This is a genomic window from Mesorhizobium sp. M8A.F.Ca.ET.207.01.1.1 (genome assembly GCF_004794715.1).
GTDB lineage: Bacteria > Pseudomonadota > Alphaproteobacteria > Rhizobiales > Rhizobiaceae > Mesorhizobium.
On sequence record NZ_SRUS01000005.1, the window covers coordinates 223,407 to 247,665 of the forward strand.

Sequence of the window (24,259 nt, forward strand, 5' to 3'; positions counted from 1 at the left end):
GCCGCGGGAACGCGCGGCCGATCTGTCTGTCGTCAGCGCAGCTTGCTGGCGTCCTCGCCTTCGGCCGAGGCGGACTGCTGTGTGACGCCGCCGGCGAGTTTCACCTTCAGGTCCTCGGTCATGAACTGCGTACCGGCGGCGACCACGATATCGCCCGGTTTCAATCCCTCCGCCACGCGCACGCCGTCGGCGGCGAACTCGGCGACCTTGACTGGACGGGCATGAACCGTGTCGGCGCCGCGATCGACCGTCCAGACGATCGACTGGCTGTCTTTCTCGGCGAGCGCGCTCAGCGGGATAGAGACGAGCTGCTTTTCGTTGGCTGCCGACGCCTCGATATTGGCGGTCATGCCGAGCAGCACGCGCGGGTCGTTGGGCAGGCTGACGCGGACGGCAAAAGTGCGCGACTGCGGATCGGCGCTGCCGGCGACCTCGCGGACCTTGCCGTCGAGCGCCAGAGCGGCATCGGACCAGAAGCCCGCCTTGACGTCCTTGCCCGGTTTGAACTGCGCGATCTCCATTTCCGGAACCGCGATCAGCACTTCCTTTTCGCCATCGACCGCGACGGTGATCACCGGCGTGCCCGAGCCAACCACCTGGCCGACATCGGCGTTGACCGCCGTGACGATGCCGTCCCTGTCGGCCTTGAGGTCGGTATAGCCGACCTGGTTTCTGGCCTGGGCAAGCGTCGAGCGGGCGGAGTCGCGCGTGGCGACGGCCTGGTCAAAGGTCAGCGTCGCCTGTTCGAGCTGCGATTTCGGCGCGAAGTTCTTGGCGAAAAGCTGCTCGGCGCGCTTGCGGGCGAGTTCGACGGTCTCGACCTGACGTTCTGAGGCATCCAGCGCGGCCTGCGCGCTCTTGACCGACAGGTCATAGTCTGAGGGATCGATGCGGGCGAGCACATCGCCAGGCGCCACGTGCTGGCCGATGTCGACGAGACGCTCGGTGATCTTGCCGTTGACCCGGAACCCCAGTGTGCTCTCGGTGCGGGCGCGCACCGATCCGGAATAGGACAGCGTGCGGGTGTCATGCGCCTTCGCGATCTCGACGACCTTGACCGGGCGGATGATGTCCTTCACCTCCGCCTTTTCCTGCGAGCAGCCGGCAAGCCCAAGCGATGCGATGATCAGGCCGGCGGCTGGCAGCTTGCGAAGGATGGAACTGGGCAAAAACATCTTGATACTCCCGACTGGAGGCGGACTGTCGACACCGGCACCGGCTGGCGGCGGCTATTTCAAGGCTCTGATGGCGTAATCGATGAGCTCGTCGGGCAGCGCCCGATTGGTCTTGGCGAGGCACTGCGCCACCATCTGCGGATGGCACAGGATGACGGTGGCGGCACCGAAACAGCGCGATGCGGTCACCGGGTCCTGTTTCCTGAACTCGCCGGCCTCGATGCCCTCGCGGATTACCTCGGCGAAGAGATCGTGGATGCTGTCGACATGCTTGTCGATGACGCCCCAGTCGCGCTCGAGGGCGACGATGACCATCTCGTGGACCTTCTGGTCGTCGAGCATGACCTCCATCGTCATCTTGTACTGCGCATGCACGTAACGCCGCAGCCGCTCCTCGGCGCTGATCGGCAGGTGCATGATCTCGTAGGCCATCTTGTAGCTGGCGCCGAGCATCCGGCCACAGACGGCCTGGTGGATTTCGACCTTGGAGGCAAAGAAACGATAGATGTTGGCCGGCGACATGCCGAGTTCGCGGGCAATGTCGGCGACATTGGTCTTGCCGTAGCCATAGTGCCTGAACAGGCGCTCGGCGCAATCGAGAATGCGCGTCACATTTTCCTGGCGGGCGACGTCGGCGACGATGTTGGCGGCTTCGGACATAGCTCTCTGTCAAATAACGAGTGACGAATTTCGATTTTCATCACTCGTAAATCGAAAGGGGCACTCTGTCAACACGGATTCGACGTACGCGTACGATAGGTGACAAATGGTGACATCCCATAGACGTCACAAGACGCCCCCAGGATGCGGGCCTCTGAAAATAATTCTCTCGAAAAGGCCCACGGAGGGCTCAGGCGAGCTTGGCCATTTCCCGCAGCCGGAATTTCTGGATCTTGCCGGTCGAGGTCTTCGGTATTTCGGCGAAGATCACCGCCTTTGGCACCTTGAAGCGGGCGAGCAACATCCGGCAGTGCTCTATCATCTCGGCCTCGCTCGCCTCCTTGCCCGGCTTCAGCTCGACATAGGCGACAGGCACCTCGCCCCACTTGTCGTCATGGCGTGCGACGACGCCGCAGGAGGCGACGGCGGGATGCTTGTAGAGCGCGTCCTCGACCTCGATCGAGGAAATGTTCTCGCCACCGGAGATGATGATGTCCTTCGAGCGGTCCTTGAGCTGGATGTAGCCGTCGGGATGCATGACGCCGAGATCGCCCGAGTGGAACCAGCCGCCGGCGAAAGCCTCGTCCGTTGCCTTGCGGTTCTTCAGGTAACCCTTCATGACGATGTTGCCGCGGAACATGACCTCGCCGATGGTTTCGCCGTCGGCGGGCGTTTCGGCCATGGTTTCGGGATCCATCACCGTCAGGCCTTCGAGCGCGGCATAGCGCACGCCCTGCCGTGCCTTCTTGCCCGCCCTCGCCCCTTTGTCGAGTGCGTCCCAGCCATTATGCCATTCGTTGACGACAGCCGGACCGTAGGTCTCGGTCAACCCGTAGAGATGGGTGACGGCGAAGCCGGCATCGGCCATGCCCGACAGCACGGCTTCGGGCGGCGGCGCGGCAGCCGTGTTGAAGGTGACCGTCTGCGCAAACGCGCGCTTGTCCTCATCCCTGGCGTTGATCAGCACCGACATGACGACCGGCGCCCCGCACAGATGCGTGACGCCATGGTCGGCAATGGCGTCGTAGATCGGCTTCGGCCGCACCCAGCGCAGGCAGACATGCGTGCCGGCCTGGACGGCCAGCGTCCAGGGAAAACACCAGCCATTGCAGTGGAACATCGGCAAGGTCCAGAGATAGACGGCGTGCTTCGCCATGCCGGCATGGATGGTGTTGGTGTAGGCCATCAGGGCAGCACCACGGTGGTGATAGACGACGCCCTTGGGATTGCCTGTCGTGCCCGACGTGTAGTTGAGCGAGATGGCATCCCATTCGTCGTCGGGCATCGACCAGGCGAACTCCTCGTCGCCATTGGCGACAAAGGCCTCGTAGTCCACCGTGCCGACCCGCTCGCCTTTCGGGTAGGGCGCATCAGCGGCGTAATCGGGATCGTCGTAGTCGATGACCAGCGGCTTGACCTTGGCCAGACCGAGCGCTTCTCGCACGACCCCGGAAAACTCGCGGTCGACGATCAGCACCTTGGTCTCGGCGTGGTCGAGCTGGAAGGCGATGACCGCGGCATCGAGGCGCGTGTTGAGCGAATGCAGCACGGCCTTGGTCATTGGCACGCCGAAATGCGCCTCCAGCATCGGCGGCGTGTTCGACAGCATGACCGTCACCGTATCGCCCTTGCCGATGCCGTGCCTGTGCAGCGCCGAGGCGAGCTTCAGGGAGCGGCGCCAGAAGGCGCGGTAGCTGATGCGCTGCCTGCCGTGAATGATGGCAATATGGTCGGGATAGGTTTTAGCCGCGCGCTCCAGATAGGTGAGCGGCGTCAACGGCTGGTGGTTGGCGGCGTTCCTGTCGAGATCCTGTTCGTAGGGATTGGCCATCCCATCCTCCCCAAAGTCTTTTCGAGCTTTCTAACCCCAGGTTCGTCGTCACGCTATCCCCCTGGATGGCTGAAAATGCTATGCTGCGGCGACTTGCTGGAATGGTGATCTCCATCGAGCCGCGGCGGCAGAAGATCGCTTCCTGTCGATCCAAATTTGACTTTTGTCGAGAGCCGTGACTATTGTCAGCCAAGGAGGTGGCATGGCGATCCGACCGGCAGAACAGCTCATTCACAAGGCGGCCTGGCTTTACTATGCCCATGGGCTTCGGCAGGACGAAGTGGCCAATCAGCTCAACATTTCGCGCGCCTCCGTCGCCATGTATCTGCGCAAGGCGCGCGAGACTGGCATCGTCAACATCTCGACCTCGACGCAGCTCTTCACCGACGACGTCATGGCGCGCAGGCTGGAAGACGCCCTGAAGCTCGACGCCGTCTGGATCGCGCCTGAAAACGCCTATCTCGCCGACCCGTCGACCGATATCGCGGTGCTGGCGGCAAGCGTGTTCCTGGAACTCGTCAGGAAAGGCGACCGCATCGGCGTTGCCTGGGGCCGCACCGTCTACACCATCGCCGACATCATGTCCTATGCCGACCTGCAGGACGTCACCGTGGTGCAGCTCTGCGGCAATCTCGGCGCGCCCTACTCCTACCGGCCCGACCAGTGCACGATGGAAATCGCGCGCCGGCTCAACGCCAAGGGCCTCAACTTCTACGCACCCCTGGTGCTGTCGACCGAGGCACTGGCGCAAGGCCTGCGCGCCGAGCCGGTGATCCGCGACCAGCTTGCTGGGATCAGCGACTGCGATCTTGCGCTCTACTCCATCGGCGCGGTCGATGCCGACAGCCATCTGGTGAAGTGTGGCGCGCTGACGGCAGCCGAGATGGCGGCACTGCGCAAGGAAGGTGCGGCCGGTGTCATCGCCGGGCAGATCATCGATGCCGGTGGCGAGTTGCTCGACTGCAGCTACAACCGGCGGGTCATCTCGGCGGGGCTTGCTTCGCTGCGCGTCATCGGGAAACGGCTCATGGTCGTGCAGGAGGACAGCAAGTTCGAGCCGCTGCTCGCGGCCATCGCCGGCGGCCTCTGCACGCATCTGGTTGTCGGCGCGCATACGGCGCAGCGGCTGCTCGATCATGCCGGAACGTCAGCAGAAAAGGCATCCTGAAAATAAACCCTTTGCCGACGCATTGTCATCAAGGCGTCGCGGCATTCCTGTTTCACCACCTAAAGACAGCAACTGGACGAAGCGAACATGAAGAACCTGTGGAACGACGACGCGGCCGAAAAACTCGTTGCCGACTATGCGAAGAAGGGCGTCGGCCGCGATCTCGCCTTGCGTGTCTACACGACGCGGCTTCTAGGCGGCGTGCCACAGCTGGTCCTGCATGGCGGCGGCAACACCTCCTGCAAGATCAAGGCGACCGACCTCGTCGGCGACGAGTGGGACGTGCTGTGCGTCAAGGGCAGCGGCTGGGACATGGCCGTCATCGAGCCGCAGGGCCTGCCCGCCGTCAAGATGGGCGCGCTGCTCAAGGCGCGCAAGCTGGACAGGCTTTCCGACGAGGACATGGTCGCGCTGCAGCGGGCAAACCTGATCGACCCCGCCTCGCCCAACCCCTCGGTCGAGACGCTGCTGCATGCCTTCCTGCCGCACAAGTTCGTCGATCACACCCACTCGACCGCCATCCTGGCCATTGTCGACCAGGAAGACAGCAAGCCGCTGGTGGCAAAGGTGTTCGGAGCAAAAATGGGCTACGTGCCCTACATCATGCCGGGCTTCGATCTCGCCAAGGCGGCGGCCGATGTCTTCGACGCCGACCCAACGGTAGAAGGCCTGATCCTCGACAAGCACGGCATCTTCACCTTCGGCGACGATGCCAGGCAGGCCTACGACCGGATGATCCACTATGTGAACGTCGCCGAAGACTATGTGGCCAAGCATGCCAAGCCCAAGGTGGCAAAGGCAGCATTGCCGGCAAGGCTGGCGACGCCGGCTTCCATCGCGCCCATGCTGCGCGGCGCGGTCGCGGCGCCACGCGGCGAAGGCCGCTTCGACCGCATGATCAGCGACTTCCGCACCTCCGACGCGATCGTCGACTTCATCAATTCGGCTGACATTGCCGACTATGCCGGGCGTGGCGTGTCGACGCCTGATCTGTCGATCCGCATCAAGACCGGACCGATGGCCGTGCCGGCGCCCGATGCCGACAAGGCCGGCGACTACAAGGCCGTCATCAAGAGCCATGTCGACGCCTTCGCCAGCGATTACCGCGCCTATTTCGAGACCAATGACGCGCTCGACGACGTCAAGCGCATCATGCTCGATCCCATGCCGCGACTGACGCTGGTGCCGGGGCTCGGCATGTTCGGTCATGGCCGCACGCTGAAGGATGCCAGGATCGCATCGGACGTCGGCGAAATGTGGATCGAGGCCGTGCGCGGCGCCGAGGCGGTCGGGCGTTTCCACCCGTTGTCCAAGGCGGACCTGTTCCCGCTCGAATACTGGTCGCTGGAACAGGCCAAGCTCGCCTCCAACAAGCCGAAGCCACTGACCGGACAGGTGGTGCTGATCACCGGCGGCGCCGGTGCCATCGGTGCGGCGACCGCAAAACTGTTCGCCGACAATGGCGCTCATGCCGTCGTCGTCGATCTCGACGCCGAGAAGGCCGCCAATGCCGCCAAAAAAGCCGGCAACAATTCGATCGGTGTTGGCGCCGACATCACCGACCCGGCCCAGATGCGTGCCGCCTTCGACAAGGCGGTCGCCGTCTTCGGCGGCGTCGACATATTGGTGTCCAATGCGGGCGCCGCCTGGGAAGGCCGCATCGGCGAGCTTGACGATGCGCTGCTGCGCAAGAGCTTCGAGCTCAATTTCTTCGCCCACCAGTCGGCGGCGCAGAACGCCGTGCGCATCATGCTGGAACAGGGCACCGGCGGCGCGCTGTTGTTCAACACCTCCAAGCAGGCGGTCAATCCGGGCCCGAAATTCGGCGCTTATGGCGTGCCGAAAGCGGCGACGCTGTTCCTGTCCAGGCAATACGCGCTCGACTACGGCGCCCATGGCATCCGTTCTAATGCCGTCAATGCCGACCGCATCCGCTCCGGCCTTTTGACCGACGCCATGATCGCCAGCCGCTCGGGCGCGCGCGGCGTGTCCGAGAAGGAATACATGTCCGGCAATCTGCTCGGCCAAGAAGTGACGGCGCAGGATGTGGCGCAGGCCTTCCTGCATCACGCACTGGCCGATCGCACCACCGCCGACGTGACGACAGTCGACGGCGGCAACATCGCCGCGGCGCTGCGCTAGGCATCTCCCGACAGGCAACAAAAAGGGCGGCTCACGGGCCGCCCTTTTCCGTCCTGTACTGGCGAGCCTTACTTCGCGTTCGGGTTCGGCATCCAGGCGGGCATGGCGACGTCGGCATGGGCGAACTGTGGCAGCTTGGCCGACAGGTCTTCCATGTTCTTGATGTCCTTGTCGATCAGCTCCTTCTGCGTGATCAGCGTCGGCGGCACGATGACGTTGTGGCCGGGATCTTCGCCGGCGAGCAGTTGCGCCAGCGCGCGCACCGAGACCTGGCCGACGACGGCCGGGTTGGTCGCCGCGGTCGCGGCCCAGGCACTGTCGGGCTCACGCATCGCAGCGATGTCGGACGTCGAAATGTCGGCCGAATAGATCTTGATCTTCTTGTTCAGGCCCGCTTCGTCGACGGCGATCTTCACGCCCTTGGCGAATTCGTCATAGGGGGCGAACATCACGTTGATGTCGGGGTGCGCCGACAGCACCGAGCGCGCCTGGTTGGCGACGGAGTTGGCGATCGGGTTGTCGAGCGTGCCGAACATGGCGGCCTCCTTGATGCCGGCATATTTCTTCTTCACGTCGACCCAGGTTTCGTTACGGCGGTCGAGCGGCGCAATGCCTGCGACATAGACATAGCCGGCATTCCAGCTTTCGCCATTGTCCTTGACCGCCTGCTCGAGCGCCAGCCGCGCCAGGTCCTTGTCCGACTGTTCGACTTGCGGGATCTTGGGGTTTTCGACATTGACGTCGAAAGCCACCACCTTGATGCCGGCGTCGACGGCACGCTGGGCGGCGTCCTTCATCGATTCCGTCAGGCCGTGCTGGATGATGATGCCCTGCACGCCGAGCGCGATGGCCTGATCAACCATGTCGGACTGAAGCGCGGCGTCCTGGCGGCTGTCGAGCACGCGAAGGTCGATGCCAAGCGCCTTCGACTGCGCCTCGACGCCCGAGAGATAGGCCTGGAAGAAGTCGCCGGTCGAGAGATAACGCACCAGCGCGATCTTGACGCCGGGCTTGTCGAACGGCGCCGGCTTGTCCGCGGCAAATGCCCCCTGCATCAGCATGGTTGCGCCGGCCAGCCCGAGCGCCACTTTCCCCAGAACTCTTCTTGTGATGTTCACCTTGTTTTCCTCCACTTTTGTTGAACCCAAAATCCTGTCCGGCCGAATGCTAGCCCCTGCCCCTGCCCGAAAGGGCAAAGGTGAAGACAAGGGCGACGACCAGAACCACGCCCTTGACGAAATCCTGCGTGTAGTAAGGCGCGTTCATCATCGTCAGGCCTTGCAGCAAGATGCCGACGAACAGCGCGCCGACGGCGGTGCCGAAGGCGTTCGGCTTGGCGGCGCCGAGCACCGCGTAGCCGATCAGCGCCGCGGCAACCGCATCGAGCAGCAGATTATTACCCGAGGCGATGTCGCCGCGTCCAAGCCGGGCGGCGAGCAAAATGCCCCCGATCGAGGCAAAAACTCCTGAAATAACGTAGGCCCAGATCTTGTATGCCTTGACAGGCGCGCCGGCGAGTTCGGCGGCGCGCTCATTGGAGCCGACCGCATACATCATACGACCGAAGCGGGTGTATTCGAGGAAGAACCAGATCAACACCGCCAGCACCAGAAGCACGACGACCGACACCGGAATGAGGTTCGGGATGAAGAAGTCGAAGCGGTGGCGGCCGAGCGCCAGGAAGGCATCGGAGAATTTGCCGTTGGCGACCGAGCCGTCGGGCATGGTCATGCCCGTGGCGATCGAGCGGCCCTCGGTCGGGATGCGCTGCAGGCCGACCAGCAGGAACATCATGCCGAGCGTCGCCAGGAGGTCCGGCACGCGCATGTAGACGATCAGCCAGCCATTGATCAGGCCGACAAGGGCGCCGATCAGCAGGCAGACAATGACCGCCACGACGGCGTTTTGCTCCAGCACCACCATGACATAGGCCGCCGCCATCATGGCCGAGGTCGCGACCGAGCCGATCGACAGGTCGAAGCCGCCGACAACCAGCGTGGCGGTAACGCCGAGCGCCAGCACGCCGGTGATGGCGACCGACTGGAAGATGAAGACGGCACTTTGCGGCGAGACGAACCCGTCGGCGGCGATCGCGAAATAGGCGACCAATCCGAACAGCAGCACGATGAACCCATAGCGGATGGCATAGTCGCGCAGCGTCATTCGGCGCACCCCAGCGCCGCTGCCGTTTTTACCCAACTCCAACCCATGGTCTCTCCATTCCAATTCCATTCACCGCCACCCTCAGGCAGCGCTGTGCAGCGGTCCGCCGGCGACCTCGGCCAAAAGGCGGTCGAGGTCGACATCGGCATTGCGGTGTTCGCCGACGATCGTGTGCTCCGACATCACCAGGATGCGATCGGCCGTCTCCAGCGCTTCGTCGAGTTCGGTGACGAACAAGAGCGTGGCGCGGCCATTGGCGCTTGCCCTCAGCTTGGCGGCGATGTCGCGCCTTGCCGAAATGTCGACGCCCTGGAACGGCTCGTCGAGGATGAACAGCGCGGCATTCTGCGCCATCCAGCGGGCGACCATCACCTTCTGCTGGTTGCCGCCGGACAATGCTGACATCTCGTCCTTCTCCGAGCGGCAGACTATGGCCAGTTGCTCGATCTGCCGGCGCGCGGTGGCGCGTTCGAGGCGGCGCTTGAGGACACTCAGACTGGACATCCGCCTGAGGAAGGGCAGGCTGACATTGCGCTCGATGTTGAAGCCACCGACGATGCCGCTGCTGGCGCGATCCTTGGCGACGAGGAACACGCCGGCGGCGATCGCGTCGCCCGCCGAGCGCGGCGCGTAAGGCTTGCCGTTCATCGTCATGGTGCCGGCGAGCGGCCGGCGCACACCGAACAACGTTTCGGCAAGAGCGGTCTTGCCGACGCCAACGAGGCCGGTGATGGCGACGACCTCGCCATCGCCAAGCGTCAGCGAGATCGGCCGGGCACCCTGCGCGATGCGCAGCCCCTCGATGGTCAGGACCGCCCTGGCCGAACTCCTGGCGACGATCTGGTCGAGATGGATCTTGCGGCCGAGCATGGCGTTGACCGCGCCTTCATAGTCGAGCGGCTTGGTGTCGAAGGCGCCCGAGACGACACCATCGCGCATCGAGACGATGCGGTCGGCGAGCCGCCTGATATCCGACATGCGGTGCGAGATATAGAGGATCGCCACGCCTTGCTCGCGCAACCGGTCGACTAGCGCGAACAGCCTGTCGGCTTCGGCACTGGAGAGCGATGAGGTCGGCTCATCGAGGATCAGCACTTTCGGCTGGTGCGCCAGCGCTCGGGCAATCGCCACCATCTGGCGGTCGGCCAGCGACAGATCGCTGACGCGTGCCTTGAGATCGATGGCCAACCCCATGCGATCGGCGACCGCCTTGGCTTCGCGGCGCACGCGGACGGGGTTGAACAGGGTCGGCACGCCTTTGCCGCTCAGCCTGTCGAGCGTGAGATTGGTGGCGACATCGAGGTCGGCGACAACACCGTCATTGATGTTCTGGTGCACGGTGACGACGCCGGCGCGGATCGCTTCCGCCGGCGTGTTCGGTGCGAAGTCCTGGCCGGCGAGCGTCATGGTGCCGCCGCCACGCTCGTAGACGCCGCTGACGATCTTGACGAGGGTGGATTTGCCGGCGCCGTTGGCGCCCATCAGCACGGTCACTTCACCGGCATGAAGGTCCAGCGCGATGCCGCCAAGCACCTCGTTGCGGCCAAAGGATTTCCTCAGTCCCTCTACGCGGAACACGGCATTGCCGACCATGCGTTCCTCCCTGACGACGACGCTATGGTCAATATCGGCAATTGTCAACACGATTGACAATTGCCAGACAGCTTCCTAGCTTGGCCCCGCCGCCAAGGCTCCCTTATGATCGGAGCACACAGGCGGGAGGGACGAGGATGACTGGGAAATTGCCGTTCGAAGCATTGTCGGTGGAGACGCTCGCAACACGTCTCGGCACGAACGAAGCGCTGTGCGCGAAGATCGGCGGGGACGCGAGCGCCTGGAAAGTCCGCGAAGTCGGGGACGGCAATCTGAACCTGGTGTTCATCGTCGAAGGCGCCAGTGGCGGCGCCATCGTCAAGCAGGCCCTGCCCTATGTCCGCCTCGTCGGCGACAGCTGGCCGCTGCCCCTGAAGCGCTCCTTCTTCGAGTATCACGCGTTGACCCGGCAAGAGGCGCGTGCGCCGGGCTCGGTGCCGGCGATCTATTACTTCGACGAGACCCAGGCGCTGATCATCATGGAATATCTGTCGCCGCACATCATCCTGCGGCGGGCGCTGATCGAAGGCCGGCAGTTGCCGAACATTGCCCGGGATATCGGCCTGTTCATGGCCCGCACCCTGTTCCGCGGTTCCGACCTGTCGATGGCGACCAAAGAGCGCAAGGCCGACCTGGCGCTGTTCGCGGACAATGTCGAACTCTGCGACATCACCGAGAATCTCGTATTCTCAGACCCCTATTTCGACGCCAAGATGAACCGCCACACCAGCCCGCAGCTCGACGCGTTGGTTGCCGAGTTGCGGGCCGACCGCGACCTCAAGGTCGAGGCACAGCGGCTGAAGCATATCTTTGCCGCCAATGCCGAGACGCTTCTACATGGCGACCTGCATTCCGGCTCGATCATGGTCACCGACCAGGAAACGCGGATGATCGATCCGGAGTTCGCCTTCTACGGTCCGATGGCCTTCGATGTCGGCATGCTGCTCGCCAATTTCTGGATGTCCTTCTTCTCGCAACGCGGACATGAGCAGAAAGGCAAGCGCGATGCCATGCGCGCCTATCTGCTCGATGTCGTCGTCGAGACCTGGGCGGTGTTTCGCGCCGAGTTCTCGCATCTGTGGCGCACCGAGCGCACCGGCATGCTCTACCAGAAGAGCCTGTTCGAGGATCAGGGCGACATACTCGCCGCCGAGCAGGCGCTCGACCATGTGCTGCACCAGATCTGGACCGATTTGCTCGGTTTTGCCGGCATCGAGGTGCACAGACGCATCCTCGGCCTCGCCCACAATGCCGACTTCGAGACCATTGCCGATGAAGACCTACGCGCCAGTTGTGAGGCGAAGGCGCTGAAATTCGGCCGCCACATCGCCGTCAACCGGCACCAGATTCACAGCATTGACGAGGTCAACAACCTGGCCGCGCTGATCGAACAGGAGAACAGCATTTGAACGTCGGCGACCGCCACTATCGGACCATCTGGCTCAGCGGCGACGGCCGCTCGGTGGAGATCATCGACCAGCGCTGGCTGCCGCATGAATTCCGCATCGAGAAGCTCGGCACGGTCGCCGGCGTCGCCACCGCGATCCGGGACATGTGGGTGCGCGGCGCACCGCTGATCGGAGTCACCGCGGCCTATGGCGTCGCCATGCAGATGACGGATGACGCATCCGACGAAGCGCTCGATGCCGTCTGGGAAACACTGCACGAGACACGACCGACGGCGATCAACCTGCGCTGGGCGCTGGACGAGATGCGGCGTTTCCTGCGGCCGTTACCGTCGGAACAACGCGCCGCGGCCGCCTACCGGCGCGCCGGTGAAATCGCCGACGAGGACGTTGGGCTGAACCGCGCCATTGGCAAGAACGGCCTTGAAATCATCAAGGCGATCGCGGCGCGCAAACAGCCGGGCGAGACGGTCAATATCCTCACCCACTGCAATGCCGGCTGGCTGGCGACCGTCGACTACGGCACAGCCACTTCGCCCATCTATCTCGCCGTCGAGGCCGGCATTCCAGTCCATGTCTATGTCGATGAAACACGCCCACGCAACCAGGGTGCCCAACTGACCGCCTGGGAGATGGCCGGCCACGGCGTGCCGCACACGCTGATCGTCGACAATGCCGGCGGCCATCTGATGCAGCGCGGCGCGATCGACATGGTCATCGTCGGCACCGACCGCACGACTGCCGATGGCGATGTCTGCAACAAGATCGGCACCTATCTGAAGGCGCTCGCCGCCGCCGACAATGACGTGCCGTTCTACGTCGCGCTGCCCTCTCCCACCATCGACTGGACAGTGGGCGACGGCCTCGCTGAAATCCCGATCGAGGAGCGCTCGGGCGACGAGGTGTCGCTGGTCTGGGGCAAAACCGCCAAGGGCGAGATCGCCCAGGTGCGTGTGTCGCCCGAAGCGACGCCGGCAAGGAACCCCGCCTTCGACGTGACGCCGGCACGACTGGTGACCGGACTGATCACCGAGCGCGGCATCGCCAAGGCCTCGCGCGAAGGGCTGAGGGCGATGTTCCCCGAGCGGGGATAATCGGTTGCGCGAAGGCGCGCGTTCAGAACCAAACGTTCACGGTCCGGGCCGTGCCGCCTGGCGATCTCCAGCACGCTGACAAAGTGCGGTGAGCACCGCGGGCCGCCGCGAATAATGGCATCCATGGGCGTGTTTTGGCGGCCGGGGACCATGACGCAGGCACTCCAATCGCGGGCAGGCTAATAAGGCACGTTGATCTTCAGCGGATCGACAAGCGCCGTCGCCACCTGTTCGCCAGCCTGCACGTCCCCATCATCACCACACATACAGACCGGCGGTCTGCCGTCGGGCGCGCAGGACATCGTCCAGGATATCGTTGCTCTCCTCGATCTGGCGATGCCGGGCTGGAAAGTGCCGTCGCGACGGACCGCCTTCTACAGCACGGGCGGCGACGGCGACGCGGTGAAATCCGATCCGGACGCCCGAGGCGGTCCGCCCGGAATGACAGACGGATGATGATTTCCTCTTGCCAAAACGTGGTAGAGTGATCATACCAGTATATAAGGCAACGATCGGCTAAGCCATCGTTCAAGACCAGGGAGCAAGGGCTAGATGACGACGATCGCGCTGTTCGGTGCCGGCGGCAAAATGGGATACCGCCTTTCGACCAATTTCCGCGGCTCGCCCTACACGATCCGCCATGTCGAGGTCAGCGAGGCTGGGCGTGAGCGGCTGAAGACCGGACTGGGCTTCGATACGGTCAGCGCCGACGAGGCGCTGAAAGGCGCCGACGTGGTGATCCTGGCCGTGCCGGACACTCATATCGGCAAGGTCGCGGCCGGCATCGAGAGCAAGCTTGCGCCGGGCACGATGGTGATCGTGCTCGATGCCGCAGCACCCTTCGCCGGCCATTTGCCTGATCGTCCCGACCTGACCTACTTCGTCACCCATCCCTGCCATCCGCCGATCTTCAACGACGAGACCGACATGGCGGCCAAGAAGGACTATTTCGGCGGCGTCAAGGCAAAGCAGCACATGGTCAGCGCGCTGATGCAGGGACCGGAAGCCGACTATTCCAAGGGCGAGGCCATCGCCAAGATCATCTGGGCGCCGGTGATGCGCTCGCACCGCGTTTCCGTCGAACAGATGGCGCTGCTCGAGCCAGGCCTTTCGGAAACCGTGTGCGCCTCGCTGCTGGTCGTCATGAAGGAAGCGGTCGACGAGGTCGTGGCGCGCGGCGTCGACCAGCAGGCGGCGCTCGATTTCCTGCTTGGCCACATGAACGTGCTCGGCGCCGTCATCTTCGGTGAGACCCAGGGCGTGTTCTCCGATGCATGCAACAAGGCGATCGAGTTCGGCAAGCCGGTGCTGATGCGCGACGACTGGAAGCGCGTCTTCGAGCCGGAAGAGATCGCGGCCAGCATCCAGCGGATTACCTGAACGAGTCATCAGGTACATATCACCTGAATTTGTGGTTGACTCATCATACCAGTTGGCTAAATTGTTGCTGGCTCGGATCGGGCACGCTTCGCTGGGAGTTCGAGCCGGGACGAGTGGAGGATGGCGGGGAACGGGAGCGCGGATCGGCTCTGAAGAAGCCGATCGACGGCTTGAGCCGAAGTGGTCCGCATTCTCCGCGGCCTGACGAATTCAGTGCAGTCGCCTCGACGACCGAGGCACAGATTTTTCAAAGGGAGGACTTCATGAAACTGACACGCAGAATGACGCTTGCCGCCTTCGCAGGTGTGCTGGCAATCGGCACGGCGATGCCCGCCTACGCGGCCGACCTCATCGCCATCATCACCCCATCGCACGACAATCCGTTCTTCAAGGCGGAAGCCGTCGGCGCCGAAGCCAAGGCCAAGGAACTCGGCTACGAGGCGCTGGTGCTGGTGCATGACGACGACGCCAACAAGCAGTCCCAACTGATCGACACCGCGATCGGCCGCGGCGCCAAGGCGATCATCCTCGACAATGCCGGTGCCGACGCGACCGTCGCCGCTGTGCAGAAGGCCAAGGACGCCGGCATTCCCTCCTTCCTGATCGACCGCGAGATCAACGCCACCGGCGTCGCCGTGGCGCAGATCGTCTCTAACAATTACCAGGGCGCGCAGCTCGGCGCGCAGGAGTTCGTCAAGCTAATGGGCGAGAAGGGCAATTTCGTCGAGCTGGTCGGCAAGGAATCCGACACCAATGCCGGCATCCGCTCCAAGGGCTATCATGATGTCATCGACGACTATCCGGACCTGAAGATGGTCGCGCAGCAGTCGGCCAACTGGAGCCAGACCGAGGCCTATTCCAAGATGGAATCGATCCTCCAGGCCAATCCCGACATCAAGGGCGTCATCTCCGGCAACGACACGATGGCGATGGGCGCCTATGCGGCCCTCGCGGCCGCGAACCGCAAGGATGTCATCGTCGTCGGCTTCGACGGTTCGAACGACGTGCGCGATTCCATCACCTCCGGCGGCATCAAGGCGACCGTGCTGCAGCCGGCCTACGCCCAGGCGCAGATGGCGGTCGAACAGGCCAGCGACTTCATCAAGAACAAGAAGTCGCCCGAGAAGGAAAAGCAGTTGATGGACTGCGTGCTCATCAACGGCGACAATGCCGCCAAGCTCGAAACCTTCGCGCTGAAGAACTGAGCCGGCGCGCTATAATTGCGAGGGGCGGACCCAGGTTCGCCCCTCGCCTCCATTCACGTTCCGGGTGCTTTTGATCGCCATGCCGAAGACATTGACCTGGCTAACTCTCGCCGCGCTCGCTGGCCTTGGCCTGAGCGGCTGCAAGATCCTGCCGACGCCAATGGCGCGGAGCGAAAATAGTGCGCCTGCCTTCAACCCAGACAAGATGGTCGAGGACATCTGGGCCTCGAAGGTCATCCCCTATCTCGTCCAGAAGGCCGGACCGTTGGCCGAAGTCCAGGCGCTGGCGAAAACCGATCCGGCGGCGGCCGGCGCCAAATACGGCAATCCCAGGAAGCAGACGAATTCGCCATGGACCTTCGCGGTCCGAGTCGAGGGCAAGATCATCGCTGCCAACACGCAGTCGCGGGCGGGCACGATGGATATCGACGTGGACGGCGACGGCAAGGCCGATGCGCGCGTCCAGATCGGGCCGGCCATGCGCGGCACGGCGTTGCGGGACAGCCTCGATTTCGTCCAGTTCAACGACTTCACCAACCAGATCGACTTCGCCCAGTTCGGGAAGGCCTTCAACGCCTATGCCGACAAGACCGTGCTGTCCAAACTGCCGCGCGAGGCACTTGAGGGCCGGACCGCCAAGGTGCTCGGCGCCTATACGATCGAAGGCGGCCAGGACCTGCCCCTTGTGACGCCGGCGGAGGCCGAGATCGGGCCGAGGCCATGAGCCCCGCTCACGACGTCATCCTGAAGCTGGAGGACGTCTCGAAGGTCTATGCCGGCACTGTCGCGGTCAAGCAGGCGAACTTCGAGGTGCGCAAGGGTGCCGTCAACGTGCTGGTCGGTGAAAACGGCGCCGGCAAGTCGACGCTGATGAAGATCATCGCCGGCGTCGAGCAGCCGACCGCCGGCCGCATCCTGCTCGAAGGCGAAGAGGTTTCCTTCTCCTCGTCGGGAGATGCGGTGGCGCGCGGCATCGGCATGGTGTTCCAGGAGCTGAACCTGTTCGGCAACATGACCGTCGCCGAGAATATCTTCGCCACCCGCGAGATCACCAACCGGCTGGGCAAGATCGACCGCAAGGCGCAGGAAAAGCGGGCGGGCGAATTCCTCGACCGGCTCGAGGCCGGCATCCGGCCCGACATGCTGGTCGAGGATTTGCGCATCGGCCAGCAGCAGCTGGTCGAGATCGCCAAGGCGGTTTCGCTCGACGCCAAGATCCTGATCATGGACGAGCCGACCTCGGCGCTGAGCGCGGCTGAAGTCGAAATCCTGTTCAAGGTGATCGCCGACCTCAAGGCGCGCGGCGTCGCCATCGTCTACATCTCGCACCGCCTGGAAGAACTGATCCGCATCGGCGACACCGTTACCGTGCTGCGCGACGGCCGTATCACCGGCCAGGAGGAGATGAGGAACGTCGATACGCAGTGGATCGTGCGGCAGATGATCGGCTCGGACGCCAAGGATTTCGCCAAAGCCGACGGCCATCAGCCCGGCGCGGAAATCTTCCGCGCCGAGGAGATCTGCCTGCCGCGCGTGACTGGCGGGCTGGCGGTCGACCATGTCTCGCTGGCGCTGCGCGCCGGCGAGATCCTTGGCATATATGGGTTGATGGGCGCCGGGCGCAGCGAGTTGTTCGACTGCATCATGGGCCGTCACGGCCATGCCAGCGGCAAGATCTTCATCGCCGGCAAGCAAGTGAAGGAGCGCGACACGACGCGCCGCATCCAGCGCGGGCTGGCATTGATACCGGAGGACCGTCAGCGCGAGGGGCTGGTGTCGATCCTCTCGGTCGCCAGCAATCTGACGCTGGCGAGCCTGTCGCGCTTCGTACGCCTGTTCCATATCCGGGGCGGCGCCGAGCGGCAGGCCGTTGTGCAGATGGTGCGGGAACTGGCGATCAAGGTCGCCGATCCGGCGCAGGAAGTCTCGTCGCTGTCGGGCGGCAACCAGCAGAAGGTGGTGATTGGCAAGGCGCTGCTCACCGGACCGAAGGTGCTTTTGATGGACGAACCCAGCCGCGGCATCGATGTCGGCGCCAAGGCCGACGTCTTCCGCACCATGCGCAAGCTGTCGCGCGATGGTCTCGGCATCCTGTTCGCCACCTCCGATCTCGACGAGGTGATGGCGCTGTCCGACCGCATCGCGGTGATGAGCAATGGCAGACTGACCGGCATGTTCGACCGCGCCGAGGCGACGGAAGCAGCGATCGTCGCGGCATCGGCGCTGGGCCACGGACCCACCGCACAACTTGCCCCCGCACATGGAGAGCAACGCTGATGACTGACATTCCGGCCAAGGCGGCCGCTCCTTCCGCCTCCAGCGGCTCCGCGTTGCTGACGCTGATGAAGCTTCGGACCTTCATCGCGCTGATCGCGGTGCTGGTGTTCTTCTCGATCGCCGCGCCGAACTTCCTGTCGGCGGCGAACCTGATCCTAATGGCCAAGCACGTCGCGCTCAACGCCTTCCTCGCCATGGGCATGACCTTCGTCATCATCACCGGCGGCATCGACCTTTCGGTCGGCTCGATCGTCGGCCTGTGCGGCATGGTGGCCGGCTATCTCGTGCTGAACGGCATCGACCTGCAGATCGGCTACACCGTCTATTTCAACGTCTTCGAGATCATCCTGATCACGCTTCTGGTCGGCATAACGATCGGCGCCGTCAACGGCCTGCTGATCACCAGGCTCAACGTCGCGCCCTTCATCGCCACGCTGGGCGTGCTCTATGTGGCGCGCGGTTTCGCGCTGCTGTCCTCCGACGGCCGCACCTTTCCCAACCTGGTCGGCAAGCCGGAATTGGGCACCACCGGCTTCGGCTTCCTCGGCGCTGGCCGGCTCCTCGGCCTGCCGGTGTCGATCTGGATCCTGGTCGTGGCGGCGCTGGGGGCCGCCTACCTCGCCCGCTACACCCCGCTCGGTCGCCACATCTTCGCCGTCGGCGGCAATGAGCGCGCAGCCCGGATCTCGGGCGTGCGCGTCAACATGGTCAAGATGTTCGTCTACATGTTTTCCGGCTTCTGCGCCGCGATCGTCGGCCTGATCATCTCGTCGGAGCTGATGGCTTCGCACCCGGCGACGGGCGAGAGCTTCGAACTGAACGCGATCGCGGCGGCGGTGCTCGGCGGCACCTCCATGTCTGGCGGCCGCGGCACGATCGGCGGCACCATCGTCGGCGCCTTCGTCATCGGCATCCTGTCGGACGGGCTGGTGATGATGGGGGTAAGTTCCTTCTGGCAGATGGTGATCAAGGGCCTCGTCATCATCGTCGCCGTCGTCGTCGACCAGGCGCAGCGCCGGTTGCAGCAGCGCGTCACCCTGATGCAGATGGCGAAGGCGGGCTGAGCATGGCGGGTTTAAGGGGAGCGCTGATCGGCTGCGGCTTCTTCGCCGTCAACCAGATGCATGCCTGGCGCGACATCGAGGGCGCCTCGATCGTCGCCATCTGCGACCGCGATCCGGAACGGCTGCGCATCGTCGGCGATCAGTTCGGCGTAGCGCGGCGCTATGCGGACGCGGCGGCGATGTTCGCGGCCGAAAAGCTCGACTTCGTAGACATCGCCACCACCGTGGGCAGCCATCGGCCGCTGGTCGAGATGGCGGCCGAGAACCGCGTCCCTGTCATCTGCCAGAAACCCTTCGCGCCGACGCTCGCTGATGCCAAGGCGATGGTGAAGGCCTGCACGGACGCCGGCGTGCCGCTGATGGTGCATGAGAATTTTCGCTGGCAGTCGCCGATCCAGGCGGTGCGCGCCGTGCTCGACAGCGGCGAGATCGGCACGCCGTTCTTCGGGCGGATTTCCTTCCGCTCCGGCTATGACGTGTTTTCCGGCCAGCCTTATCTGGCGACGGGCAAACGCTTCATCATTGAGGATCTCGGCATCCACATCCTCGACATCGCCCGTTTCCTGCTCGGCGACGTGACGAGCCTGACCGCGCGGACCACACGCATCAATCCCAAGATCGCCGGCGAGGATGTCGCGACGATGCTCATGGACCACGCCGGCGGCGCGACGTCCGTGGTCGATTGCAGCTATGCCACCAGGCTTGCTACCGAGCCGTTCCCGGAAACACTGGTCGAACTCGACGGCAGCGACGGCACGATCCGGCTGGCGCAGGGCTACCAGCTTACCGTCACCGGCAAGAACGGCACCACGGTCAAGGACGTCTCGCCGCGGCTGCTGCCCTGGGCCTCGCGGCCATGGCACAACATCCAGGAAAGCGTGCTGGCGATCCAGAAGCACTGGGTCGACAGCCTCGTATCCGGCAAGGAGCCGGCAACCTCGGGAGCCGACAATCTGAGGACGTTCGCCCTCGTCGAAGCAGCCTATGCCGGCGCCGAAAGCCGCGCGCCGATGCAGATCGACGACCTGCTGAAATGACGGCCGACGCTTTCCATCTCTACGGCACCGGGACGGCCGAAGCGGCGCCTATCCTGCTGCAGGCCGGCGCGCTCAGCGCGGAGCTGGTCAACGGCAACCTGCGCACCATCCGCCATGGCGGCTCCGAAGTGCTGCGCGCCATCGCCTATGTGGTGCGCGACCGTGACTGGGGCACCTCTGAGCCTGTCCTGACGGATCTCACAATCGACCAGCGCGATGGCGGCTTCCGCGTCAGCTATGCGGCAAGCTGTGCGGGTCCGGGCGGCAGCCGGCTCGGCTTCCGCACGACGATCGAGGGGTCCGCCGACGGCAATCTCAGCTTCGATGTGACCGCATTGCCGGAGAGCGATTTCGAGACCAACCGATGCGGCTTCTGCATCCTGCATCCGATCGCCGGCCTCGCCGGCAGCGCGGTGACGGTGGAGCACACCGACGGCAGCGTGGAAGAGACGGAACTGCCCGATCTGATCGACCCGTGGCAGCCGTTCAAGGATTTGCGCGCCATCACGCATCAGGTGCGGCCCGGCGTTGTCGCGCAATGCCGGATGGAAGGCGACACATTCGAGATGGAAGACCAGCGCAACTGGTCTGATGCCTCCTACAAGACCTATGTGCGGCCGCTGGCGCTGCCATGGCCCTATGTGCTGCCGGCCAGGCAATCCCTTCGTCAGACCATCAGCCTGAGCATCGCAGGCGACGCCAATCTGCCCGCCTCGGCCGTGCCGGCCGAGCCGGTCCGCGTCGAGCTTGGGCAAGCCGGCGCGAAGCTGCCTGACATCGGCGTCGTCATCTATCCCGAGGATGTGGAGGCGGCACTTGCCGATTTACCGCTGCTGGGAAGGCTCGGTCCCCGGCAGCTGATTTTCCATTTCGATCCGACGCGCGGCCACGGTCTCGACGCGCTGCGCGCCCATGCCCGACTCGCCGCCGCCTATCCCGCTTCGACGACGCTCGAATGCGTGGCCGCCTGCACCGGCGACCTCGACGCCGAACTTTCCGACGTCGCCAATATGCTGCGCCAGGTAGGCCTGCGGGTGGACGCCATCGCGGTATCGCCCGCGGTCGACCGCCAGTCGACGCCGCCGGGCAGCCCCTGGCCGGCATGTCCGCAGCTCGAGGACGTCTACGCGGCCGCCCGCCGCGCCTTTCCCGGCCTCCGTCTCGGCGGCGGCATGTTCAGCTATTTCACCGAGCTCAACCGCAAGCGCGTTCCCGCCGACCAGCTCGATTTCATCACCCACTGCACCTGTCCGATCGTGCATGCCGCCGACGATCTCAGCGTCATGCAGTCGCTGGAGACGCTTCCCTTCATCACCCGGTCCACCCGGGCGATCTTCGGGACAAAGCCGTATCGCATCGGGCCATCGACGATTGCCATGCGCCAGAACCCCTATGGTGGGGCGACCAAGGACAATCCGCGGGGCCAGCGCGTCGCGATGGCCAACAGCGATCCGCGCCACAACGGCCAGTTCGCCGCCGCGTGGACGATCGGCTATGCCGCGCGCGTCGTGCCTGCGGGACTGGAGATGCTGACACTGTCCAGCTTCGCCGGACCGTTCGGCGTGGTTGCCGGATCAGGCGAACCCGTCGCGCAAGGAACACCGCGGCCGATCCTCCGGGCCATCGAAGGGCTTTGTGAGTTGGCTGGACTGACGCATGTTACCGCTACGACCAGTGACGAGACGCGAGTTCTGGCGCTGGCCGGCCGCGCTGCCTCCAGGGAAACCATCGTCTGGCTGGCGAACCTGACGGCGAATAATGTCCCGATCGATGTTTCGACGCTTGGCCAGGACCATCTCGTGATGTCGCCCTACGCCATTATGCGTGTCGGCTAGAGCGTCACTTCTCGGAATTCATCACATAGAGAGCACGCGAGCGTTCGAGGTGTTTGATCATCGCCTTCTCGGCACCGTCGGCATCCCTGTGCTCTATGCGGTCGATGATCTCTTCATGCTCCGTTAGCGTGTATTTTTCCTTGCCGGTCCAGATCAGCATTTCGGTGTGGTATTCCTTCAGCCAGCCCAGCGTGGCTTCGCTGACGGCGACATAGATCGGATTGCCTGAAATGGACGCGATCTGGGTGTGGAACTTCATATCGGCGGAGATGAAAGCTTCGGAATCGCCGCGCGCGGCGCGCTGCTCGGCCACGGTTGCCTTCAGCAGTTGCACATCCTGCGATGTGGCTTTTTCCGCGGCTTCCCTGACCATGCCGCGCTCGAAGAAGATGCGCGCGGTCTTCAAGTGCTCCAGCGTGTCCCTGGACGAGGACAGGATGATCTTGGCCGCGCCGTCGACCTGCTTGATGATCGACTTGGCGGTCAGTTGCAGCACCTTGGCGCGCTCGCCATGCGAGATGGCGACCAGCCCCATATTGCTCAGCGCCTGCATGGCTTCACGGATCGCCGGCCGGCCGACCTCGAAGCGCTCCATCAACTCGCGCTCGGACGGCATGTCGTCGCCGGGCTGCAGTTCGCCGCTGGTGATCAGCCGCTTCAGCCTTGCAAAGACTTCGTCGGAAAGTTTGCGCCGGACGATCGGCTCCGAACGGTTCATCGTGACGAATCACTCCCTGGCTCGGTTCTTGTTTAGCATTCCCGGCAGGATTACAGGAATGCCCGCACCTGGAGCGGGGACGCTCCAGCTTTTACGCAATTCCGGACAGAAAACCCCGTTGCACGGTTTTCCTGGAATTGCCCTAGCCCGCCCGCTCTTGCCAAGACTCGGATATTTCTTGCAATACTTATGTACTCATTATACCAGATTTCCTGCGCGACAAAACTTTTTTCGAACCCTTTTCGAGCGGCCGGTCGACCATGATCACACTTACCTATCGCATCGAAACCCCTGGCAGCATCGAGGCGCTGGCGGCCAAGATCGCCAGCGACCAGTCGACCGGCACCTTCGTCGCGCTGCCGGGCGAGACCGAGGAGTTGAAGGCGCGCGTGGCGGCGCGCGTGCTGGCGATCCGACATCTGCCCGATGCTGAGCAACCATCGCTGCCCGGGTCCGGCAGCGGGCCATTCCGGCGCGCCGATGTTGACATCGGCTTCCCATTCGACGCGATCGGCACCGACCTGTCGGCGCTGATGACCATCGCCATCGGCGGCACCTATTCGATCAGGGGCCTGTCCGGCATCCGCGTCATCGACATGAAGCTGCCGGAACAATACCGGGGCGCCCATCCGGGCCCGCAGTTCGGCTTGACCGGCAGCCGCAGGCTGACCGGGGTCGAGGGCCGACCGATCATCGGCACCATCGTCAAGCCGGCGCTGGGGCTCAGGCCGCATGAGACGGCCGAAATGGTGGGCGAACTGATCGAGGCCGGCGTCGATTTCATCAAGGACGACGAGAAGTTGATGAGCCCGGCCTATTCGCCGCTGGGCGAGCGGGTGAAGGCGATTATGCCGCTGATCCTCGACCAAGAGCAGAAGACCGGCAAGAAGGTGATGTACGCCTTCGGCATCTCGCATGCCGATCCCGACGAGATGATGCGCAACCACGATCTCGTGCTCGAAGCCGGCGGCAATTGCGCCGTCGTCAACATCAATTCCATCGGCTTCGGCGGCATGGCATATCTGAGAAAGCGTTCCGGGCTGGTGCTGCATGCCCACCGCAATGGCTGGGATATCCTCACACGCCATCCCGGCCTCGGCATGGATTTCAGCGTCTGGCAGCAATTCTGGCGGCTGCTCGGCGTCGACCAGTTCCAGATCAACGGCATCGGCTCGAAATATTGGGAGCCGGACGATTCTTTCATCCGCTCCTTCAAGGCGGTGACGACGCCGCTGTTCTCATCAGACGATTGCGCGCTGCCCGTGGCCTGCTCCGGCCAGTGGGGCGGCCAGGCGCCCGAAACCTATCGGCGCACTGGCCGCACGCTCGATCTCCTCTACCTCTGCGGCGGCGGCATCGTCAGCCATCCGGACGGGCCCGGCGCCGGCGTACGGGCCGTGCTGCAGGCCTGGCAGGCGGCGGTCGAGGGCATCGCGCTGACGGACTATGCCCGCGATCACGTCGAACTGGCCCGATCGATCGAGAAATTCGGCGACGGCAGGGCGGCATGA

The 24,259-nt window shown here is 64.1% G+C and carries 19 protein-coding genes; 12 read left to right on the plus strand and 7 right to left on the minus strand.

Annotation, left to right across the window (positions count from 1 at the left end; genetic code table 11):
• Positions 1-32 precede the first annotated feature (32 nt).
• The 3 genes from EN850_RS16580 to EN850_RS16590 all read right to left on the minus strand — a co-directional run bounded on the left by EN850_RS16580 (position 33) and on the right by EN850_RS16590 (position 3,666).
• On the minus strand, positions 33-1,175 hold the full coding sequence (locus EN850_RS16580; RefSeq protein WP_127870640.1) for an efflux RND transporter periplasmic adaptor subunit: 1,143 nt from the start codon (positions 1,173-1,175) through the stop codon (positions 33-35).
• Positions 1,176-1,229: 54 nt separating this feature from the next.
• Positions 1,230-1,835: a TetR family transcriptional regulator gene (locus EN850_RS16585; RefSeq protein WP_135881596.1), complete on the minus strand. Its 606-nt coding sequence runs from the start codon at positions 1,833-1,835 to the stop codon at positions 1,230-1,232.
• Positions 1,836-2,025: 190 nt separating this feature from the next.
• Complete coding sequence (locus EN850_RS16590) at positions 2,026-3,666, minus strand: acyl-CoA synthetase (RefSeq protein WP_136091780.1); 1,641 nt, start codon at positions 3,664-3,666, stop codon at positions 2,026-2,028.
• A gap of 202 nt (positions 3,667-3,868) precedes the next feature.
• Here EN850_RS16590 and EN850_RS16595 point away from each other — a divergent pair, with 202 nt between their 5' ends.
• Positions 3,869-4,834 (plus strand): sugar-binding transcriptional regulator, encoded by a 966-nt coding sequence (locus EN850_RS16595; RefSeq protein ID WP_136091781.1) that lies wholly within the window; start codon positions 3,869-3,871, stop codon positions 4,832-4,834.
• Positions 4,835-4,921: 87 nt separating this feature from the next.
• Positions 4,922-6,976 carry a bifunctional aldolase/short-chain dehydrogenase gene (locus EN850_RS16600; protein ID WP_136091782.1) on the plus strand — a complete coding sequence of 685 codons (2,055 nt, stop codon included), beginning with the start codon at positions 4,922-4,924 and terminating at the stop codon, positions 6,974-6,976.
• 68 nt (positions 6,977-7,044) lie between these two features.
• On the opposite strand, the gene EN850_RS16605 is transcribed toward EN850_RS16600, so the two are convergent.
• From EN850_RS16605 to EN850_RS16615, 3 genes are all read right to left on the minus strand, one after another.
• A complete protein-coding gene (locus tag EN850_RS16605) occupies positions 7,045-8,094 on the minus strand; it encodes a substrate-binding domain-containing protein (RefSeq protein ID WP_127277596.1) in 1,050 nt (349 codons plus the stop codon).
• 49 nt (positions 8,095-8,143) lie between these two features.
• The gene (locus EN850_RS16610) at positions 8,144-9,139 is read right to left on the minus strand and encodes an ABC transporter permease (RefSeq protein ID WP_136091783.1); all 996 of its coding nucleotides are present in this window, start codon (positions 9,137-9,139) and stop codon (positions 8,144-8,146) included.
• Between the two features lie 81 nt (positions 9,140-9,220).
• A complete protein-coding gene (locus EN850_RS16615; RefSeq protein ID WP_136091784.1) occupies positions 9,221-10,732 on the minus strand; it encodes a sugar ABC transporter ATP-binding protein in 1,512 nt (503 codons plus the stop codon).
• A gap of 137 nt (positions 10,733-10,869) precedes the next feature.
• Between EN850_RS16615 and mtnK the strand changes: the two genes are divergently transcribed.
• The 9 genes from mtnK to EN850_RS16660 all read left to right on the plus strand — a co-directional run bounded on the left by mtnK (position 10,870) and on the right by EN850_RS16660 (position 22,030).
• Positions 10,870-12,141: an S-methyl-5-thioribose kinase gene (gene mtnK, locus EN850_RS16620; protein WP_136091785.1), complete on the plus strand. Its 1,272-nt coding sequence runs from the start codon at positions 10,870-10,872 to the stop codon at positions 12,139-12,141.
• Entirely contained in the window at positions 12,138-13,232 is a 1,095-nt protein-coding gene (gene mtnA, locus EN850_RS16625) for an S-methyl-5-thioribose-1-phosphate isomerase (RefSeq protein ID WP_136091786.1), read from the plus strand. Before mtnK ends, mtnA begins: the two co-directional genes overlap by 4 nt.
• 552 nt (positions 13,233-13,784) lie before the next feature.
• Positions 13,785-14,612: a phosphogluconate dehydrogenase C-terminal domain-containing protein gene (locus EN850_RS16630; protein ID WP_136091787.1), complete on the plus strand. Its 828-nt coding sequence runs from the start codon at positions 13,785-13,787 to the stop codon at positions 14,610-14,612.
• Between the two features lie 263 nt (positions 14,613-14,875).
• Complete coding sequence (locus tag EN850_RS16635) at positions 14,876-15,817, plus strand: D-ribose ABC transporter substrate-binding protein (protein WP_127277218.1); 942 nt, start codon at positions 14,876-14,878, stop codon at positions 15,815-15,817.
• 79 nt (positions 15,818-15,896) lie between these two features.
• On the plus strand, positions 15,897-16,541 hold the full coding sequence (locus EN850_RS16640) for a DUF2291 family protein (protein WP_135921221.1): 645 nt from the start codon (positions 15,897-15,899) through the stop codon (positions 16,539-16,541).
• A complete protein-coding gene (locus EN850_RS16645) occupies positions 16,538-18,094 on the plus strand; it encodes a sugar ABC transporter ATP-binding protein (protein ID WP_135865218.1) in 1,557 nt (518 codons plus the stop codon). The genes EN850_RS16640 and EN850_RS16645 overlap by 4 nt, the downstream gene beginning before the upstream one ends.
• Positions 18,094-19,158 (plus strand): ABC transporter permease, encoded by a 1,065-nt coding sequence (locus tag EN850_RS16650; RefSeq protein WP_127277225.1) that lies wholly within the window; start codon positions 18,094-18,096, stop codon positions 19,156-19,158. The genes EN850_RS16645 and EN850_RS16650 overlap by 1 nt, the downstream gene beginning before the upstream one ends.
• Positions 19,159-19,160: 2 nt before the next feature.
• Positions 19,161-20,195, plus strand: coding sequence for a Gfo/Idh/MocA family oxidoreductase (locus EN850_RS16655; RefSeq protein WP_136091788.1), 1,035 nt, complete (start codon positions 19,161-19,163; stop codon positions 20,193-20,195).
• Positions 20,192-22,030, plus strand: a complete 1,839-nt coding sequence (locus EN850_RS16660; protein WP_136091789.1) for a hypothetical protein — start codon at positions 20,192-20,194, stop codon at positions 22,028-22,030. Before EN850_RS16655 ends, EN850_RS16660 begins: the two co-directional genes overlap by 4 nt.
• Positions 22,031-22,034: 4 nt before the next feature.
• Here EN850_RS16660 and EN850_RS16665 read toward each other — a convergent pair whose 3' ends face one another.
• Positions 22,035-22,748 (minus strand): transcriptional regulator NanR, encoded by a 714-nt coding sequence (locus EN850_RS16665; RefSeq protein ID WP_127277231.1) that lies wholly within the window; start codon positions 22,746-22,748, stop codon positions 22,035-22,037.
• Positions 22,749-23,008: 260 nt separating this feature from the next.
• Between EN850_RS16665 and oiaX the strand changes: the two genes are divergently transcribed.
• Positions 23,009-24,259 (plus strand): 3-oxo-isoapionate-4-phosphate decarboxylase OiaX, encoded by a 1,251-nt coding sequence (gene oiaX, locus EN850_RS16670; protein WP_135865214.1) that lies wholly within the window; start codon positions 23,009-23,011, stop codon positions 24,257-24,259.

Excerpts from the sequence above, each read along its gene's own strand:
- EN850_RS16580 (WP_127870640.1), bottom strand. The coding sequence starts at position 1,175 with ATGTTTTTGCCCAGTTCCATCCTTCGCAAGCTGCCAGCCGCCGGCCTG.
- EN850_RS16585 (WP_135881596.1), bottom strand. The coding sequence starts at position 1,835 with ATGTCCGAAGCCGCCAACATCGTCGCCGACGTCGCCCGCCAGGAAAAT.
- EN850_RS16590 (WP_136091780.1), bottom strand. The coding sequence starts at position 3,666 with ATGGCCAATCCCTACGAACAGGATCTCGACAGGAACGCCGCCAACCAC.
- EN850_RS16595 (WP_136091781.1), top strand. The coding sequence starts at position 3,869 with ATGGCGATCCGACCGGCAGAACAGCTCATTCACAAGGCGGCCTGGCTT.
- EN850_RS16600 (WP_136091782.1), top strand. The coding sequence starts at position 4,922 with ATGAAGAACCTGTGGAACGACGACGCGGCCGAAAAACTCGTTGCCGAC.
- EN850_RS16610 (WP_136091783.1), bottom strand. The coding sequence starts at position 9,139 with ATGACGCTGCGCGACTATGCCATCCGCTATGGGTTCATCGTGCTGCTG.
- EN850_RS16615 (WP_136091784.1), bottom strand. The coding sequence starts at position 10,732 with ATGGTCGGCAATGCCGTGTTCCGCGTAGAGGGACTGAGGAAATCCTTT.
- mtnK (WP_136091785.1), top strand. The coding sequence starts at position 10,870 with ATGACTGGGAAATTGCCGTTCGAAGCATTGTCGGTGGAGACGCTCGCA.
- EN850_RS16630 (WP_136091787.1), top strand. The coding sequence starts at position 13,785 with ATGACGACGATCGCGCTGTTCGGTGCCGGCGGCAAAATGGGATACCGC.
- EN850_RS16635 (WP_127277218.1), top strand. The coding sequence starts at position 14,876 with ATGAAACTGACACGCAGAATGACGCTTGCCGCCTTCGCAGGTGTGCTG.
- EN850_RS16640 (WP_135921221.1), top strand. The coding sequence starts at position 15,897 with ATGCCGAAGACATTGACCTGGCTAACTCTCGCCGCGCTCGCTGGCCTT.
- EN850_RS16645 (WP_135865218.1), top strand. The coding sequence starts at position 16,538 with ATGAGCCCCGCTCACGACGTCATCCTGAAGCTGGAGGACGTCTCGAAG.
- EN850_RS16650 (WP_127277225.1), top strand. The coding sequence starts at position 18,094 with ATGACTGACATTCCGGCCAAGGCGGCCGCTCCTTCCGCCTCCAGCGGC.
- EN850_RS16655 (WP_136091788.1), top strand. The coding sequence starts at position 19,161 with ATGGCGGGTTTAAGGGGAGCGCTGATCGGCTGCGGCTTCTTCGCCGTC.
- EN850_RS16660 (WP_136091789.1), top strand. The coding sequence starts at position 20,192 with ATGACGGCCGACGCTTTCCATCTCTACGGCACCGGGACGGCCGAAGCG.
- EN850_RS16665 (WP_127277231.1), bottom strand. The coding sequence starts at position 22,748 with ATGAACCGTTCGGAGCCGATCGTCCGGCGCAAACTTTCCGACGAAGTC.
- oiaX (WP_135865214.1), top strand. The coding sequence starts at position 23,009 with ATGATCACACTTACCTATCGCATCGAAACCCCTGGCAGCATCGAGGCG.